This window comes from Legionella genomosp. 1 (assembly GCF_900640215.1).
Classification (GTDB): Bacteria; Pseudomonadota; Gammaproteobacteria; order Legionellales; family Legionellaceae; genus Legionella_C; species Legionella_C quinlivanii_A.
The window spans coordinates 23,129-39,071 of record NZ_CAAAJH010000016.1; the positions used below are offsets into that span (position 1 = coordinate 23,129).

The following is a 15,943-nucleotide window of genomic DNA, read 5'->3' on the forward strand; positions in this document are numbered from 1 at the left end:
TGTTTAATTCAATCAAATCGTCTCAACGTCATCCTGAACGCAGTGAAGGATCCCTGAGTCTGGTTCAGCTCTAAGCAGTTTGAGATCCTTCACTAGCTCATGATGACGTACTGGGGGAGTTACATTATTTTGAATAAAAGGAATCAAATCGGCGGGCGGTCAATCTCATCCAGGGGAGAAAGATATTTTGAAAAAATCAGCAGAAAACTTAAGAGACCAATAAGACTTTGCAATAGCATTTGTTGCAGGGATTGAGATTCTTCTTCAAGCCAATAATAAACAGAGCCGCAACCGCTGCTCAAAATCTGTTGAACGGAACAAGGCGTCATTGCAAAGGAATGAGGAGATGCATCCGCGGCTCGAATACAAGAGGGCTGCCTGAGTGGTGCAAGAATGACAGCACTCAAGAGTATCAGCATGATTAGGGAACGAAATTTGTTCATTTGATGACCCTATCATAATTTAAAGGACTAAATCAATGCATGAACAAAAACTATCCCTGGCGCAACTGTGTCATTACTCACAGACACGCCGTCATCTCGAACGCAGTGAGAGATCTCCCAAATCTTGGTTTGTGCCAGCATTCGTAGATCTCTCACTGCGTTCGAGGTGACATGGCATGACACAAGTCAATGCCCGATAGTTTTTTTTATCGACGTTTCCCAGTTAAAGACCAGGAATCACCGTCCAATTCAGGAAGCTAATCGATATTTGTAGACGCAATACTTCATAGGGATGCTACACATATTTTGGGTATAGGATTAAGATTGTCTTAATACTTACTGTTTATAATGGAGCCTCCAACCTCTTAATACAAACGAAGGAGATTTCTATGAAGTCGTCTTACCGAGACCATTTAAAAGCTAAATTCAAGCCCACTTTTTTTGGCATATTTGAAAAACAGGATGCCGCACTCTTAAGCCCTGGCGCTCAGCTTTCAAGCTGAAGGATTTTCCTAAGGCATAAAATGTACCAAGGTTTACATTGTCGCGCTGGACATTTGAAACTCCAATCCTTTAAGGCTAATTAAATAACAAATTACAATCGTTTGGCTCAATAATTAATCAGTGAATAATAATCAAAACAACTCTTGTTTTTGAATATTGACATCAAGAAATTATTTGATTTTAATCGCGATAAGAACGCTTGGTAATTTAGCTGCTAAGGAAACTAATTTGACGATATTTATTGGTATTGCAGGATATTCTGCATCGGGAAAAACCAAAGCAAGTAAGTTAATTCAGGAATATTACGGAGATAACTGTGTCGTTATTTCTTTCGACAATTATTATTTCGGTGTAGACACTCTTCCTGCCGGAATAAGCTTTGATGATCCTCGAGCGATTGATTTTAAATTATTTGCTGAGCATCTTGAGCAGTTGGGAAAAGGTGAGCCCATCCAAATGCCTGTATATGATTTTTCAACGTCACTTCGCACTTCTCAAACCATTAAAGTTGAGCCTAAAAAAATTATTGTAATTGAGGGTATCTTGGCTTTACATGACCCTGCCCTGCGAGCGTTTTACCGCTATAGTTTTTTTATCGAGAGTGATGAAAAAGAATGTTTTGACAGACGTTTGAAACGTGATCAAATGAAAAGGGGGCGTACAGAAGAAAGTATCAGAGATCAATGGCCAAGTGTTGCCTTATCTCATTCTCAGTTTGTTAAACCAACTAAAGAATTTGCTAACAAAGTTATCTCAAATACAAGCGATAAAATTAACTTTGAGCGTGCAGTACGCTGTGAGCTGGGTACTCTTTCAGAATGCCGCAAGTTAATGCCCGATAGTTTTTTTTATCGACGTTTTCCAGTTAAAGACCAGGAATCACCGTCCAATTCAGGAAGCTACAATCGATATTTGTAGACGCAATACTTCATAGGGATGCTATTCGTCTTAAGGATTGTTTTTTACACAAAATGTCTTATTTATGATAAGATGCCTTTTTTCCTCACGGTTAATTTTATGAGACAAGACCAAATTGATATGGCAGCCAGTGTTGGTATTCATTTTCCCAGTATAAAGCCCTTATTTTCCTGTCCACCAAATCCGGAAGTGTTGAAAGCATGGCAAGCCTATCAATGCCAATTTGAGCTGCCGGAGAGCGCATCAATTTCTCAGAAAATTATTGATAATGTCAATTATGTTTCTTTTGAAACGTTCATGACTCAATTACAAGCGACCATTACTTCTTTTAATCAGGCCTGTGATGAGCCTTATATCTTGCTCATTACGCAGGATACCCTGGGTAAACTGGATGAGGGAGCCAGTGAGCAATGGGTTTCTGGCCTTGCCCTGGAAGAGTGTGGCCTACGATGGCCCACAGCAATAGCCTCAAGCTTGAATCTGGACGCCTGCCTTGCCCGGCATCCGCAGGTCAGAAAGATATTAATTCTGGATGATGCCGCATATAGCGGTACGCATATGGCGCGAGAGTTATCCAATTTAAGAAACCTGAGAAATGTGAATTCGAGCTCACAGTATACCTTTTATTTTGGTATACCCTTTATGAGTAAACAAAGCCGAAGGATTGTCGAAGCAGGTCCAGTCTCTTGCCATTCAAATTTCTCAAGTGTGTGTTTACCCCATCAGACGATTCCTATGCTTGAAGATCTGCTCACGGAAGAAGAAAAAAAAGTGGCTCCCATGCTGGATAATCTTCAGTTAACGGTAGGTTTGACTTATTTTGATCACAAAATGCCTGATTATAGATCTGCTTCAACCCTCCTGGAACAAGGAATTTTCTTAAAGCCTACAATGGATTGTCTGATAGAAATTGAACACATAATTCCCGGAAACAGAGCTCCGAGACCAGGTAAAACTCGAATTGAGACTCCAGAGGAGTGGAACATACGTTATAATCAATTTGCAGCCAATCGATATATTCCCTGGATGCCGAAAGTGATTTGTCCCTATAAACTAAAAAATGACGAGGAACAGCAAGCCTTAAGAAAAGCAGTTGACTCGAAACGAGTTGGTAACCGAACCTCATACTCACTACCCGAGCGATTCAAAGTTGCCAGGGAAATTTTAGGTGAAGAAACAGTTCAGGAACATGTGGGCGGCCCCTCTAAGGAATTTTCGCTACCCGAACAAGGGGCCGCTCCCTCCAGGGAATTTTCCCTAAATGATATTCGCCAAAGCTATTCAAAACATGCCTCCTGGTACAGTTTAAGAAAATACAGTTTATTTTTCTTTAATACCACTAAAGACGCAGTGATTGAAAATATGAAAAACCAGGCCAGATTAAAACCTCATGGTGCATCTGAAAAGACGCTCATTGAGTTTGGTCTTATTTAATGCAGGCGATTGCCCGTCTGATTATTAATATTTTTATCACCTGAAAAGCATGTATAATTCATCTTTTCAGGAGATGTTATGTTTGCTTTTAATAAAGTAATTCAACTATTCAAGGGGCCGAAGAGACCGACAACCATCCATGCGGATGCTCAACCTATAAGCGTGGAAACAATACCCACAGATAGTGATTTTATTCGCGAAGGTAGCGGCACAACGACTGTTACAGGAAAAATTGAATACGTACACGTAACTGTTCGCGGCAGTTCCAGCCTGAGAATAGAAGGAGAAGTAGGTCGAGGCTGTACATTTTATAAAGATGGCAATGGAATACTCAGCTTTGCAGGCACTGTGGCAAATGATTTGAAATTAACCGTCTTCGGACAAGGAAACATTGTCTTTACCCAGGAACCACCTCAAGCTGTTATTAATTCAATTGAAAATCCAATAGGTAACGCCCAGATCACTTGTGCAGGAAGGATTTTACCTCAGTTGCAGCCCGGGTATCGTCGACACAATCTGGGGCATCCTGCTGGGCAAACGGTAACTGAGCCATTCAGGCAAACCAGTGTGGCTTTGAGCCGCCTGTCCACCGAACGCTCTTCACCAGCTGAACTGTCAGAAAATGATTTCAATTCAGGTACCAGAAAATATATTGAGGACTATAAAGATCGTGAACTAATCGCTGATCGGATCGAAAAACTTAATCTGACTCCAGAAGAAGAGCATTTATTTAAACGCTTCGAGGATGCAATTTCTCGTTGTTATTTTGATGATGTTCCTGTGAAGTATGGGAACAGTTACTATGGTAAAGCCAATTTATTAGCATGGTATAAATTAAATAAAACGGATCCTGTCACCAGAGACGAAGTAAAACTGGATGCTTATGCATCTGCCTTTCACTTATACGGCGAGTTGGATGATGTGATTATCGAGCTCAATAAACTTCGGGCAGCAAAAAAAGACGCCGTTACTGCAGAATTGCCCCATGATGCTAATGAACAAAAATCTAACGTGGGCCTTTCAATGTAACTTCAAGAGGCCTGACAATATCCGCGGCAGGAATTTTTTCTCTGACGCGGTGCAGTGCCTGCTGCATGGTAACAGAGTATTTACACAGTGCTTTGACTGCTACTTCCCGGTCTTTCTGCTCAGCTGTCGAGGTGATGACATTTCTGTTTTGAACCACAACCCGTAATAGTTTCTGCATTCCAGTATGTCGAACAGGTTCCACTTGGGGCGTTAATCCCTCCAATGCGTGCAGAATATGCTGGCAACGCCATGCAGCCAAATCAAGTGAACCAGCCTGCTCAACTTGCTGTCTTAATAGCGAGCGTATCTCATGCGGAGTGCTGCTCAAGTGACTCAACCATTGCACAATAGCTTCTGACTCATGCAAGCGATTGCCTAATTCCCTGTCGTTAATCCAGGTTATTTGATCCAAAAGAAGATTCATGAATGCATTCATCGTCACATTGACCCATTCACGCAAAGGACTTCCCAGCCTGTATTGGCTCTGCATTTTCATGGACATTTCATAAAACGCGTCAAATGCACTGGAACATCCGGGATTTCGCAGGGCCTCTTTATAAAGGACGAAAAGATCATCAACCATTGAATGATTTGAAAAGCCAATCTGATTTTTTATCTCATCAATCATTGATTGCAGCTGCTCGCTCCCCAGCAGTTTGTGCTGCCATTCACGTTGAACAAACTGGGTTAATTTTAAGTGCTCGCGTGTTTTTGTACTTAAGGAAGCCTCATTGTTTTTATCGATACGTGTTTGCTCCAAAACAATTGCTCGTTTATCTGGAGAAATAATTGACTTGTAGCAGTTAGAGCATCTTAAAAGAAAGGCTTTTTCTATTTCATTTAATCGATGGCAAAGTCATTTTCTTTAGCAGGCTCTGAGTGTCCGCAAAATTCGCAGAGGGCTCACGCTGGCAATCAGCACTATTTGCCAAAGCGTCTATATCTGATTTTGAACTGCCACTAAAAAACATATCCGCCAGCTTAAAGGCACAAACGGAACTCTCCACTATCAAACAGTGCCCGGCATAGGGATGTTCCCAGAATAATGATTGAGGAATAAGCTGATGCATTTCGCGCATCGCCTGAATTGGCGTAACCGGATCAAATCGTCCGCCCCAAATAAAAACAGGAACATTCAGCTTTCTAAGTTCCTCAGCAAAAGCCATCGGTTTACGGTGTTTTTCAAATGCTCCGCAGTCGCCAAAAGAGGAAAAATAATAGGCATTGGCATCCTGGTCAGCTGAGTAATCCCATATTTCTTCGCAAATAATATGGCGCGACATACCCGTCATCGGAAAATCAGGCTGACTCCCGATTATTTTCTCAGCTTCTTCCCTGGAGCCAGTATTCAGAAGCCGCTCCAGAAAAATGCGCGTTGCTCTGGTGCGTCCATCATAACCATAACTGTAGCTAAAAATAGTACGAAGAACAGCGGATCTCAGATCGCTGTATTTTTGAATCACCCGGTCATATAAATTACTGATAGCCTCATCACTACGGATATATAAAGGCATAAATTGCTGCCGGGCAATATCAATGGCCTGGCTGTCATGAAATGCTGAATCTAATATCATCGCCTCAATGGATTGTGGATATTTTATTGCATACTGCTGCCCTAAGAAGGTTCCATATGAAATTCCATAGACAAACCATTTACCGTCCTCTCCCAAAAGATCCTTGCGAATAGCCTCTATATCATCAGCAGTTCTGCTCATTGAATAGATACCCTCTTCATACCAGGCCTTCCACGCAGAAAGAAAAGCTCAATCAAATTATGATCGCCGCCAGGCCCGCCATTGATAACCAAAAGTGTGGGTTTTTGCGGGTCAAAGGAATGAAGGAGCTTATAATACACGTGAATCAGACCCGCAGTATCCTTTCGTTGTTCGGCGCGCAACTTGGTAACAACATAACGATCTTTTTGCACCTGCAGAGGGACAGGTTTCTGTTTTGGCAGTTGAAGTAAATGACAAAGAATAAAGCAGTAAATAGAGATAAATCCGAAAGTTTCTCATAGAGTGCATGTCAGGCATAAATCGATTACAGCATTATATAAACAAGCGCCCCTTTCTCATACAGCTCATTGAAAATTAAAATCTCCCACTCTTTAAGGTTTTTCGCTCATCTGAGTTTAATTGTCGGGCGAAAGCGCCCGACCTACGCTTAAGATTTGTATCAATTATTTCATTGAAAGCGTGGAACCAGCTTTTTCTTCATCAGAGTCGCTGTCAGCAGCAAAATTAAAGCAAAGAAAATCTTCTTTAATACTGCCACCTACTGGAGCAGTAATCGTGATTTCACTGCTCAGTGACTGCAAAAGTTCATTCCTTTTTGTGAACATTTTTTCCATTTGCTCGGGGGAAGTTTTTTTGGAAACTCCAGAGATACTACCAACGGAAAACTGTACATTGCCAGCGACGGGCTCAGTTATTACGCGCTGATGTTTGACTTGTGGTTGCGTTGAAGCTCCTTCCTCACTTTTCTTTTCTACAGTTGTGCTTTCATTCATCTTTTTTTCTATTTTTAAATAACTCATAGCTTCTAACCCTTTTTTAATAAACAAGAACAATGGTTACTTGTACAAACAAGTGGCACCAAAGCGGCTTATTTTAGATGAAAATTGTGTGAAGGGAAGAGTAATCTCAATATTTCAAACATTGAAATTATTGGCTGGTGGTTTGTCGCGGCCTGTGAAAAATAGAATACAAGCCGGGTAAAACCAGCAAGGTTAGAAAGGTTGATGAGATAATGCCGCCGATAACCACTGTCGCCAATGGTCTTTGCACCTCAGAACCGGTTCCGGTTGCTAAAGCCATTGGCACAAACCCCAGAGAGGCGACCAGAGCGGTCATCAGAACGGGGCGTAGCCGCGCCAGGGATCCTTGCAGGATGGCTTCTTTTAAACTGAAGTGTTTTTGCTCGCGCAGTTTATTGATAAACGTAATCATTACCAAACCATTGAGCACCGCAACCCCGGATAAAGCAATAAATCCGACACCCGCTGAAATGGACAAGGGAATATTGCGCAGCCACAGGGCAAACACACCGCCGGTTAAAGCAAGAGGAATCCCGGTAAATACCAGTAAGGCATCGCTGATTCGGCCAAAACTCATAAATAGTAACAGAAAAATACCGAGCAAAGTGATTGGAACGACCAGCTCAAGCCGTCTTGAAGCAGATTGCAACTGCTCAAACTGGCCTCCCCAGCTAATCCAGTATCCACTCGGTATTTTGACTTTTTCATCAATACGTAATCTTGCTTCATTGACAAAGGAGCTCAGATCCCTATTCCTGACATTGGCAGTCACAACGACGCGGCGCTTTCCGCTCTCGCGGCTAATCTGATTAGGTCCTTCGCTGCGTTTCATGGAAGCTACTTCACTTAATGGAATAAAATGCCGCTCATTGTCTTTGGCAAGCGGTAAGGGGATGAATATTTGCCGCAATACATCGGGATCTGAACGTAAAGTCTCGGGTAGACGAACGACAATATCAAATCGTTTATCGCCATCAAAAAACTCCCCGCCTTTTTTTCCACCAGTCGCTATGACAATAGCATCCTGTACGCTTCCAATCTGCAACCCATACCGAGCGAGCGCATCGCGATTAATTTCTACGGTTAGCAGCGGTAAACCGCTCACTTGCTCCACTTTGACATCTGCGGCACCGGGTACTTTTTTGAGTTCAGAACTGATTTGCTCACCAATTTTCAGCAAGGTTGGCATATCGTCGCCGAAAACTTTTACCGCGACATCACTACGAACCCCGGAGATTAACTCATTGAAACGCATTTGTATGGGCTGCGTAAATTCATAATTATTACCGGGAATTTTTTTCAAAGCGCTTTCCATTTCGCCTACCAGAACCTGTTTGGTCTTTTTAGGCTCAGGCCATTCATTGCGAGGTTTTAACATAATGAAGGTATCAGCAACACTGGGCGGCATTGGATCAGTCGCTACCTCGGCAGTACCGAGTTTGGAAAATACTCTTTTGACTTCAGGAAACTGTTTGATTCGTTTTTCAACCAAATCCTGCATGGCAATAGCCTGGGTTAAACTGGTTCCAGGAATTCGCATGGCATGCATGGCAATATCGCCCTCATCAAGGCTCGGAATAAACTCTCCCCCCAGATGGTAAGCAATAATAATACTGATCAGTACCAGAATTGCCGCAGCGCCTATGACCAGTTTTCGCGCTTCAAAACAATAGCCAAGCGCTTTGGCATATACGCTTGAAAGATGGCGGACCAGCCAGTTTTCTTTTTCCTGAATACGCCCGCGAAGAAATATGGCTACAGCAGCGGGAACAAAGGTTAAAGCAAACAGCATGGAGGCCATGAGCGCAATAATGACTGTTTCCGCCATCGGCAAAAACATTTTTCCTTCCACGCCGGTCAAGGTTAAAACAGGCAAATAAACAATGGTGATAATGAACACCCCAAAAATACTGGGTCTGATGACTTCAGTCGTGGCGGTGGCAATGACCCTAAGCCGCTCCTCGAGAGTCAGAACGCGATTGAGCGCATGCTGCTCTTCACCGAGATGCTTCATGCAGTTCTCAACAATGATGACTGCGCCATCTACAATCAGTCCAAAATCCAAAGCCCCAAGACTCATTAAATTGGCGCTGATTTGGTTACTGACCATTCCGGTGATGGTCAGTAACATCGACAAAGGAATAACTGTCGCGGTGATAAGCGCTGCTCGAATGTTGCCTAAAAATAAAAACAGAATGACGCAAACCAGCAACGCCCCTTCCAGAAGATTTTTCCTGACGGTATCAATGGTTGCATTGACCAGCAGGGTGCGATTGTAAACAGTAACCGCTTCAACCCCTTCTGGCAGCGATTTGTTAATTTCAGCCATCTTCGCAGCAACTCGCTCGGAAACACTGCGGCTGTTTTCACCCATCAGCATAAACACAGTTCCCAGGACCACTTCCTTGCTGTTTTCAGTCGCAGCGCCGGTGCGTAATTCCTTCCCTAACGCGACTTCGGCCACATCACGAATCCGCACAGGCGTGCCCTCGAAACTGGCAATTACAATATTTTCAATATCGGCAAGGCTTTGCACCTGCCCCGGCACGCGAATTAAATTCTGTTCGCCATTGGTTTCAATATAACCCGCACCGACATTGGCATTGTTGCGTTGCAGAGCCTCCACCACATCACTTAAACTCAGGCGATAACGAACCAGCTTCATTGGATCCGGAGTGATATGAAACTGCTTTTCATAGCCCCCGACAGTATTTACTTCGGCAACTCCTTCCACATTACGCAGCTGTGGTTTGATGATCCAGTCCTGAATGGTACGAAGTGCGGTGGGATTATAAAGCTGGCTTTGCAACGTATTGGGTTTATTCGTCACCGTATACATGAAAATTTCGCCAAGGCCAGTGGAAATCGGACCCAGCGTGGTTTCTGCCTCAGGCGGTAATTTATCTTTAACTTCGCGCAGCCGCTCATTGATCAATTGACGCGCGAAATAAATATTGGTTCCCTCTTTAAAAACCACAGTAACCTGGGATAAGCCATAACGGGATAAAGAACGGGTATAATCGAGATTAGGCAAGCCGCTCATTGCCAGCTCAACCGGAAACGTGATGCGCTGCTCCACTTCGTAGGGGGAATAGCCGGATGCCTGGGTATTAATCTGCACCTGAACATTGGTAATGTCAGGCACGGCATCAATAGTGAGGCGCTGAAAATTGTAAACTCCAAGCACCACAATGGTTAATGTGAATAACAACACAAACCAGCGGTGTTTCAGAGAACCCTGTATAATTCTTTCAAGCATTCCAGTCCTTTATTCAAAATGCCTAATGGTCATGGCTCGCCCCTTCCTTGCCAATTTCAGCTTTCAGAAAGTAGCTGTTCTGACTTACATAATTCTGACCCGCATCAAGGCCTGAAAGCACTTCGACCCATTGATCATCCTTTTCTCCCAGCGTAATCGGGGTGGCTTCAAAATAATTTCCCTGTTGCACAAATACCACATCCTGGCCATTCATCTGCTGGATAGCGGAAAGCGCCACCGCCACAGGCACTTTTTTTTCTTCAATAATAATTGCACCATTCACATACATTCCGGGTAACCAGGAGCGAGTTTCATTCGGCAGTATGGCGCGGGCAAGTGTGGTTTGGCTGTCCTCAATCCCCAGAGGTGAAATATAAGTCAGAGTGGTGACTGCACTGGCATTGCCGTCATCGCCGCTGACAATAACCTGCATTCCAGGCTTAACCAGCGGAGCATCCTTTCGGTACAGGGTAAAATCCGCCCAGACATTGGCGAGATTGGCAATTTCATAGATAGGCTTGGTATCCTGCGCCAGTTCACCATTGGTTGCATACTTTTGCACTACAGTTCCGGCAATAGGCGCCTTGATCGTGTACTCCTGCAAACTTTCATTGCTCTCAATAACAGCCAGTGTATCGTCTTTCTTCACCTCCTGGCCCAGATTTTTAGTCAAGGACTTGATAATTCCGGAATAACGCGCATAAATGGGCGCGAGGGTATCTCGATTTGGAACTATTTTCCCATACACTTTTAAGCGTGTTTTTATCGTTTTTTCCTGGGCTATAGAAAGCTTAATCTCGGCAGCTTTAAGCAGTTCGGGCATAATTTTTACACGCCCTTCATAGGTCGAATAATGCCAGCTGAATGGTTTATCCTGCCATTGCAGTTGAACTGCGACATCAAATGAATGAGGCTCTGAAATGATTTCCTGGCTTTGTAGAAAATTGTCAATGGGTACAAAACGGATTTTCTCTTTCCTGCCGTTAAAACGAATTAATTGAACACTAAGGACCGCTTGCTTTGGGGAAATCAACTTACCATTTTCATAAAGATAGGCGCGGAAATGAGGAGGCATCGCTCTTTCAAAAATTAAAAGCTCCACTGTGATGCGGCCCTGCTTCAGCAAATGTCCACCATAAGGCCCTTTTTGCAGGGTATTCGCAAATAGCAATGAATTGAATGCAAAAAAAATAATCAGCAAGCTGATTTTCATTAATCTCATTGGCTTTCCTTAACCGGATTTAATCCCAACAGTGCAGTAAGTTGAATTAAGGCTTTATGGTATTCAGCATGGGCCTGCTGGTAATGGCGCTCTTCATCATACAGGCTATTGAGTGCAATGGATAATTCCGTATAGGAATACCGCCCCATCTGATAACCTTCCTGAGCCAGTTTGATCGATTTTCGCGCCAGAGGCAATAAAGAGCGGGTGACGACATCAGCCTCATATTGATTTTGCTCTGCCAGCAGAAATGCGTTGTACACATTTTGACGAAGGTCCAGGCCCGTTCCCTTATACTGATGAGCCGCCTGCGTGTATTGCGCTTCCGCTGCGACAATTTTTCCCTGATTACGATTATAAACCGGCGCTTCAGCAAAAACAGACATCACCGCCGCATTGCTGCCGTCATCAGAAAAATGACGTCCTCCTAACTGAACATTCAAATCAGGCCATACCGATTTTTTAGTCGCGGTAATCCCGGCGCGTTTGGCCTGTAACTGCAACCTCACCTGGATCATTTGCGGACTTTGGGAGATTTTTTTCTTTAAATCCGCCCAATCCAGGGTAATCCCGGGCAAGCCTTTATCCACCAAAGTCTGATCTACTCGTAACTGCTCACCCAGCAAACGCGCCAGTTTGGCCCGCTGTATTAAAGTTTCCCTCCCGGCTTTTTTTTCCTGGATAATCGTTTCTCCTAACCGAATCTGCGCTAAACGCAGATCAAGCTCCGCCCCGGCCCCTGCTTTTACCCGCCGTTCAATAGAGTCGACAATATTCTGATTCAGACGTATCAGTTTTTTGGTGACCTGATGCCATTGATTGGCATAGAGCGCATCCACATAGGCCACACCGACAGCGGCATAGAGTACAGTCTGCTGAACTTTGATCTGCGCCAGTGAAGCCAGATAGTCCGCATAACTTGCCTGCTTGAGATAGCTCAGTCTGCCGCCCAAGGGAATAGGCTGGGTAATCGAAGCCGTGGTTTCCGCAGCTTCATAACTGCTGTAACTGCCAGAGCCGCCAAAATTTTCTGCAGTCAGGGTCAGTTGTGGATTGGGATATAAACCGCTTTGAATAAAATAGCCTCGCATGGCATGGGCTTTATCAATTTCGACTTGTAACTCTGGATTATTGCGACAGGCAATCGCCAAAGCCTGCTTGAAGGTGAGGGTCGATGCAGCCAGTGTCTGATTGAACAGAAAAGCAATTGAAACGCCTAGCCCAAAAAGAAAACGCATCACTTCCCTTATTTATTCGCGATTGATACCTATCCTTGTAATCTATCGCAATTCAGATGCGAATATCAAACCCGGGATTATCTGTTTGGCTTTAAATAGTGTCGTTTCCGCGTAGGCGGAAATCCATCTTGCAAACAAAGTTAGGAATTACCTTGAGAAATAGATTCCCGCCTTCGCGCGAACGGCACGATAGTAGCTTTGTTTGAGCATCCGCTGACTATATAAATAATGAGTTGATCCCTCGGATAAGCCGAGGGACCTGGGTGCCAAGATTAATTCATAAAATCAACCGGTTGCGGAAAGCTGATGAAATTTTTTGTCAATTGCTTTTCCTTTTGCTGATTAGGATTTGCATTCTGACACCAGTCATTCGATTTAGGATGCTTCTGTCCCTTGCTATCGGTCACCAGACAGGATTGTTTGTTGACAATGTCTGATTTATTGCTTGGGCATTGAGAAGGATCCATGTCATCGGTGCAAGGCGCGAATTTGGTGTTGACTACGAAGGTGTAGACATTATCTTTCAAATCCGTGAAACGAACCTTGATTGGATAGTCAGCCACTGTTCCTACTCTGAATCCGGCTATCTGACTGTTATCAGGCATAGTGACATCCTGCTTGTCTTTTTTACAGTCCAAATCATCAGGATCCTGATTCATCACGCAAACCCCGTATTTTTTAATTAGGGGCGTATTGATCTGATCCAGCATCGATTGCGGCACACCGATGGCGACTGAAAATCCATCCCGATAATTGAATTGGTGCTGATTTTCCAAACCATGACTTCCCCCTACTGTAAAGATCAGGCCATCGCCAAGCTCACTCATAAAGCCCACTGCGTCATCCACTGAAAAACCATAGGCATCCATTGAAAGATAACTGTCATCATGAATCAGTTTGACATAGGGATTGAACATGAAAGCCGCTGTGGTTGTGGGTTTTTGATAGTTATATTGTAAATCATGAATGTACATGGATTGTATTTTTGCATGATCCCATCCCGGAATTTTGGTATCTGACAAAGGATTCGCAGCAGCACCACAGCCTTCATTGAAAGGCACCCAGCCATAAATATGTTTAATCGCTTCCCAGTAATTAAACTGTACAGGGTCTGACTTGGGCGTTAATGTGCATTTTCCAGCGGAATACATCTGCAGATACTGGGCATGGTTTTGTTTGAAAAATTTCTGTACCGTTTCCAGATCTTTTTTCAAATCATCAGGACAGCTCACGGTTTCGGTGACATATTTACTGACATCTTCGTCCCAGCCCACACATGATCCCCATAGATTCTGCATGTTCTGCACTGATTCACCAAAATGCAGTGACCTCTTCTCCTCATCAGTACATCCCCCCTGAATACATTTCATAACCGTTAGCACGGGAGGAAAACCCTCCTGAGGTTTAACCGGCACATTATCATCAGGCGGTAACGTTCCAGAACGCTGGGCAAAAATATTATATCCTCCGGGTAATTTCAATTCACTCAGGTTATACACAGGCCAGCCTTTGCCAATAGCACTTTGCAAAAAAGCCTGCAGGTGATCTCGAAAGGTTTCGATAGACTGTACGGAACCGCTGTAACCGATGTAAGGATTGTTTTTAGGCCCAATGGCAATAGGCATGTACACATGATCGACATAGGAAATGTTATAGCCCACGTTTTCAGGCTTTAGTAAGCGAAGCGTCTGTTTGGGGGGAACTATTGAATCTCCAAAGGTATATTCTGATAACTGCGCATAGACATCTTCCGGAAACTGAACGTTACTGGAGTAAAGATATAAATTACATTGAACATTCTTCCCTTCACAGGTTACCTCTGAGGGAACCGTCATCGGGCTGTCCTGCTCCTCGTGTAAGCGATCATTTCTATCCGCCAAAACCACACGCCCGCCATTCCACCAGGTAATATAGCTTCCTTTGGATTCGCTGTATAAAGGAAGAGTAATAGTGACTGATGAATCGGGTGGTATGCCACTGTTTTCATTGACATACAATTTATAAACATAATTGGTGGGATAAGGAGAGCTGCTGCGAAAACATCCTTGAACCCATTCGTTCACTGCATTTTTGCTGGTTGCCAGTACAGGGTAGATAATTTTATCAGTATTATTATATATGGTAATCGTTTTTGGCTTCACCATCAGCGGTTTTCCATCATAATCCTTACATTCAATAATTCCATTTTCAGCCAGTGCAGCACCACTTCCAAATAACAGAGCAGCACCACTTGAAGCAACAAGCAACTTTTTTAACATGATTGGATCCTTTTGCAAGCCTTGTATAAATTTAGCACATAAAAAAGCATTGAAATCAATTTGCATAAGAAAGCGCAGGCTGTGAGGTATTCAATCATCTGCATAGAACAGTGTATTTATCACATCCAATACAGGCTATACACAGAGTTATCCACAGAATTTGTGAATAAATCAATGACGCGACGGCGAATAGAAATAGGCAAAAAGCCATATATATCAAGGAGCATGGAATTGTTTATTAAAAGCTGAGCGAATTGGTGAGTAAAACTAGAATAAAGTTATCCACAAATTAAATGAGCGGATATTTTTTAGCGGACGAGCATTCTAACCAATTTTTTTATGGAGCAACAGTCTTGACATGTAAAAATTCTGATTTTTTTATTTACCAAGCTGTGTCATGCACGTCATCTCGAACGCAGTGAGAGATCTCCCGAGTCTTGGTTTGTGCCAGCATTCGGAGATCTCTCACTGCTTTCGAGATGACGGCGTTCCTGTGAGTATCTTTATTCACGCAGCAATGCCTTTTGGTGAAAATTTAACCGAAAGACTCTAGGAATTAAAAGCAGACTATGGAATAATTATTGTCCAAACTCAATAATTTTTGTCTATGGATATGAAAATAAAAGCAATTTCTTTAATGATGTTTCTCTTTCTTCCTTTTGCTTCATTTGCTGGCAGCTCAACCTGCCCTTTAGCGAGCGGGATCAATGTCAACACCAGCAAGCGCGTTTTAAATATTTGTGAACATGGCAGTGTTGTCAAAACCTTTAAAGTCGCGCTTGGTTTCAAAGGGGTAGGAAAAAAACGAGCCGGAGATAACAAAACGCCGGTGGGCTTATATGGCTTGGCTTATCCAAGAAAATCCAATAAATACGACGTATTTATCCCTATTCTTTATCCTACTTCAAGACAGCGGGCAGCCGGCTACTCAGGCCGTGACGTGGGTATTCATGGACCTGCTCAATCAGCCAGCGCATTGGGTTGGTTTGGTAATTTACCTTTCTCAACGCGCGGATGCATTGCGGTTGGCAAAAATAACTATATCGAATATGTGGCGAAGTGGGTTAAAGCTAATCCTGGTGCGAAGGTATTGATTGTTTAG

13 protein-coding genes are annotated in these 15,943 nt (G+C 43.4%); 4 read left to right on the plus strand and 9 right to left on the minus strand.

Translation table 11 applies throughout. The features are described from left to right. Nucleotides 1–143: 143 nt before the first annotated feature. Nucleotides 144–443 (minus strand): hypothetical protein, encoded by a 300-nt coding sequence (locus tag E1O89_RS13075; RefSeq protein ID WP_133140529.1) that lies wholly within the window; start codon nt 441–443, stop codon nt 144–146. A gap of 678 nt (nt 444–1,121) precedes the next feature. Between E1O89_RS13075 and E1O89_RS13080 the strand changes: the two genes are divergently transcribed. From E1O89_RS13080 to E1O89_RS13090, 3 genes are all read left to right on the plus strand, one after another. Then, nucleotides 1,122–1,865 (plus strand): uridine kinase, encoded by a 744-nt coding sequence (locus E1O89_RS13080; protein WP_165483160.1) that lies wholly within the window; start codon nt 1,122–1,124, stop codon nt 1,863–1,865. A 99-nt stretch (nt 1,866–1,964) separates the two neighbouring features. After that, nucleotides 1,965–3,299 carry a hypothetical protein gene (locus E1O89_RS13085; RefSeq protein WP_133140531.1) on the plus strand — a complete coding sequence of 445 codons (1,335 nt, stop codon included), beginning with the start codon at nt 1,965–1,967 and terminating at the stop codon, nt 3,297–3,299. A gap of 78 nt (nt 3,300–3,377) precedes the next feature. After that, the gene (locus E1O89_RS13090) at nt 3,378–4,328 is read left to right on the plus strand and encodes a hypothetical protein (RefSeq protein WP_133140532.1); all 951 of its coding nucleotides are present in this window, start codon (nt 3,378–3,380) and stop codon (nt 4,326–4,328) included. On the opposite strand, the gene E1O89_RS13095 is transcribed toward E1O89_RS13090, so the two are convergent. The 8 genes from E1O89_RS13095 to E1O89_RS13125 form a co-directional block, all read right to left on the minus strand. Further along, complete coding sequence (locus tag E1O89_RS13095; RefSeq protein ID WP_133140533.1) at nt 4,306–5,088, minus strand: hypothetical protein; 783 nt, start codon at nt 5,086–5,088, stop codon at nt 4,306–4,308. The genes E1O89_RS13090 and E1O89_RS13095 overlap by 23 nt on opposite strands. Nucleotides 5,089–5,164: 76 nt before the next feature. After that, nucleotides 5,165–6,043: an alpha/beta fold hydrolase gene (locus tag E1O89_RS13100; protein WP_133140534.1), complete on the minus strand. Its 879-nt coding sequence runs from the start codon at nt 6,041–6,043 to the stop codon at nt 5,165–5,167. Next, on the minus strand, nt 6,040–6,255 hold the full coding sequence (locus E1O89_RS15490; RefSeq protein WP_165483161.1) for a hypothetical protein: 216 nt from the start codon (nt 6,253–6,255) through the stop codon (nt 6,040–6,042). Before E1O89_RS15490 ends, E1O89_RS13100 begins: the two co-directional genes overlap by 4 nt. A gap of 252 nt (nt 6,256–6,507) precedes the next feature. Further along, a complete protein-coding gene (locus E1O89_RS13105) occupies nt 6,508–6,891 on the minus strand; it encodes a hypothetical protein (RefSeq protein WP_165483162.1) in 384 nt (127 codons plus the stop codon). A 100-nt stretch (nt 6,892–6,991) separates the two neighbouring features. Continuing rightward, entirely contained in the window at nt 6,992–10,123 is a 3,132-nt protein-coding gene (locus E1O89_RS13110) for a CusA/CzcA family heavy metal efflux RND transporter (RefSeq protein ID WP_133140536.1), read from the minus strand. Nucleotides 10,124–10,145: 22 nt separating this feature from the next. After that, nucleotides 10,146–11,336 (minus strand): efflux RND transporter periplasmic adaptor subunit, encoded by a 1,191-nt coding sequence (locus E1O89_RS13115; RefSeq protein WP_262337526.1) that lies wholly within the window; start codon nt 11,334–11,336, stop codon nt 10,146–10,148. 5 nt (nt 11,337–11,341) lie between these two features. Then, a complete protein-coding gene (locus tag E1O89_RS13120) occupies nt 11,342–12,583 on the minus strand; it encodes a TolC family protein (RefSeq protein ID WP_133140538.1) in 1,242 nt (413 codons plus the stop codon). Nucleotides 12,584–12,855: 272 nt separating this feature from the next. After that, nucleotides 12,856–14,841 carry a hypothetical protein gene (locus tag E1O89_RS13125; protein ID WP_133140539.1) on the minus strand — a complete coding sequence of 662 codons (1,986 nt, stop codon included), beginning with the start codon at nt 14,839–14,841 and terminating at the stop codon, nt 12,856–12,858. A gap of 613 nt (nt 14,842–15,454) precedes the next feature. Between E1O89_RS13125 and E1O89_RS13130 the strand changes: the two genes are divergently transcribed. Beyond that, entirely contained in the window at nt 15,455–15,943 is a 489-nt protein-coding gene (locus E1O89_RS13130) for a murein L,D-transpeptidase family protein (protein ID WP_133140540.1), read from the plus strand.

Coding starts and splice junctions, on each gene's coding strand:
- E1O89_RS13085 (WP_133140531.1), top strand. CDS start 1,965: ATGAGACAAGACCAAATTGATATGGCAGCCAGTGTTGGTATTCATTTT.
- E1O89_RS13110 (WP_133140536.1), bottom strand. CDS start 10,123: ATGCTTGAAAGAATTATACAGGGTTCTCTGAAACACCGCTGGTTTGTG.
- E1O89_RS13090 (WP_133140532.1), top strand. CDS start 3,378: ATGTTTGCTTTTAATAAAGTAATTCAACTATTCAAGGGGCCGAAGAGA.
- E1O89_RS13075 (WP_133140529.1), bottom strand. CDS start 443: ATGAACAAATTTCGTTCCCTAATCATGCTGATACTCTTGAGTGCTGTC.
- E1O89_RS13130 (WP_133140540.1), top strand. CDS start 15,455: ATGAAAATAAAAGCAATTTCTTTAATGATGTTTCTCTTTCTTCCTTTT.
- E1O89_RS13115 (WP_262337526.1), bottom strand. CDS start 11,336: ATGAAAATCAGCTTGCTGATTATTTTTTTTGCATTCAATTCATTGCTA.
- E1O89_RS13100 (WP_133140534.1), bottom strand. CDS start 6,043: ATGAGCAGAACTGCTGATGATATAGAGGCTATTCGCAAGGATCTTTTG.
- E1O89_RS13120 (WP_133140538.1), bottom strand. CDS start 12,583: ATGCGTTTTCTTTTTGGGCTAGGCGTTTCAATTGCTTTTCTGTTCAAT.
- E1O89_RS13125 (WP_133140539.1), bottom strand. CDS start 14,841: ATGTTAAAAAAGTTGCTTGTTGCTTCAAGTGGTGCTGCTCTGTTATTT.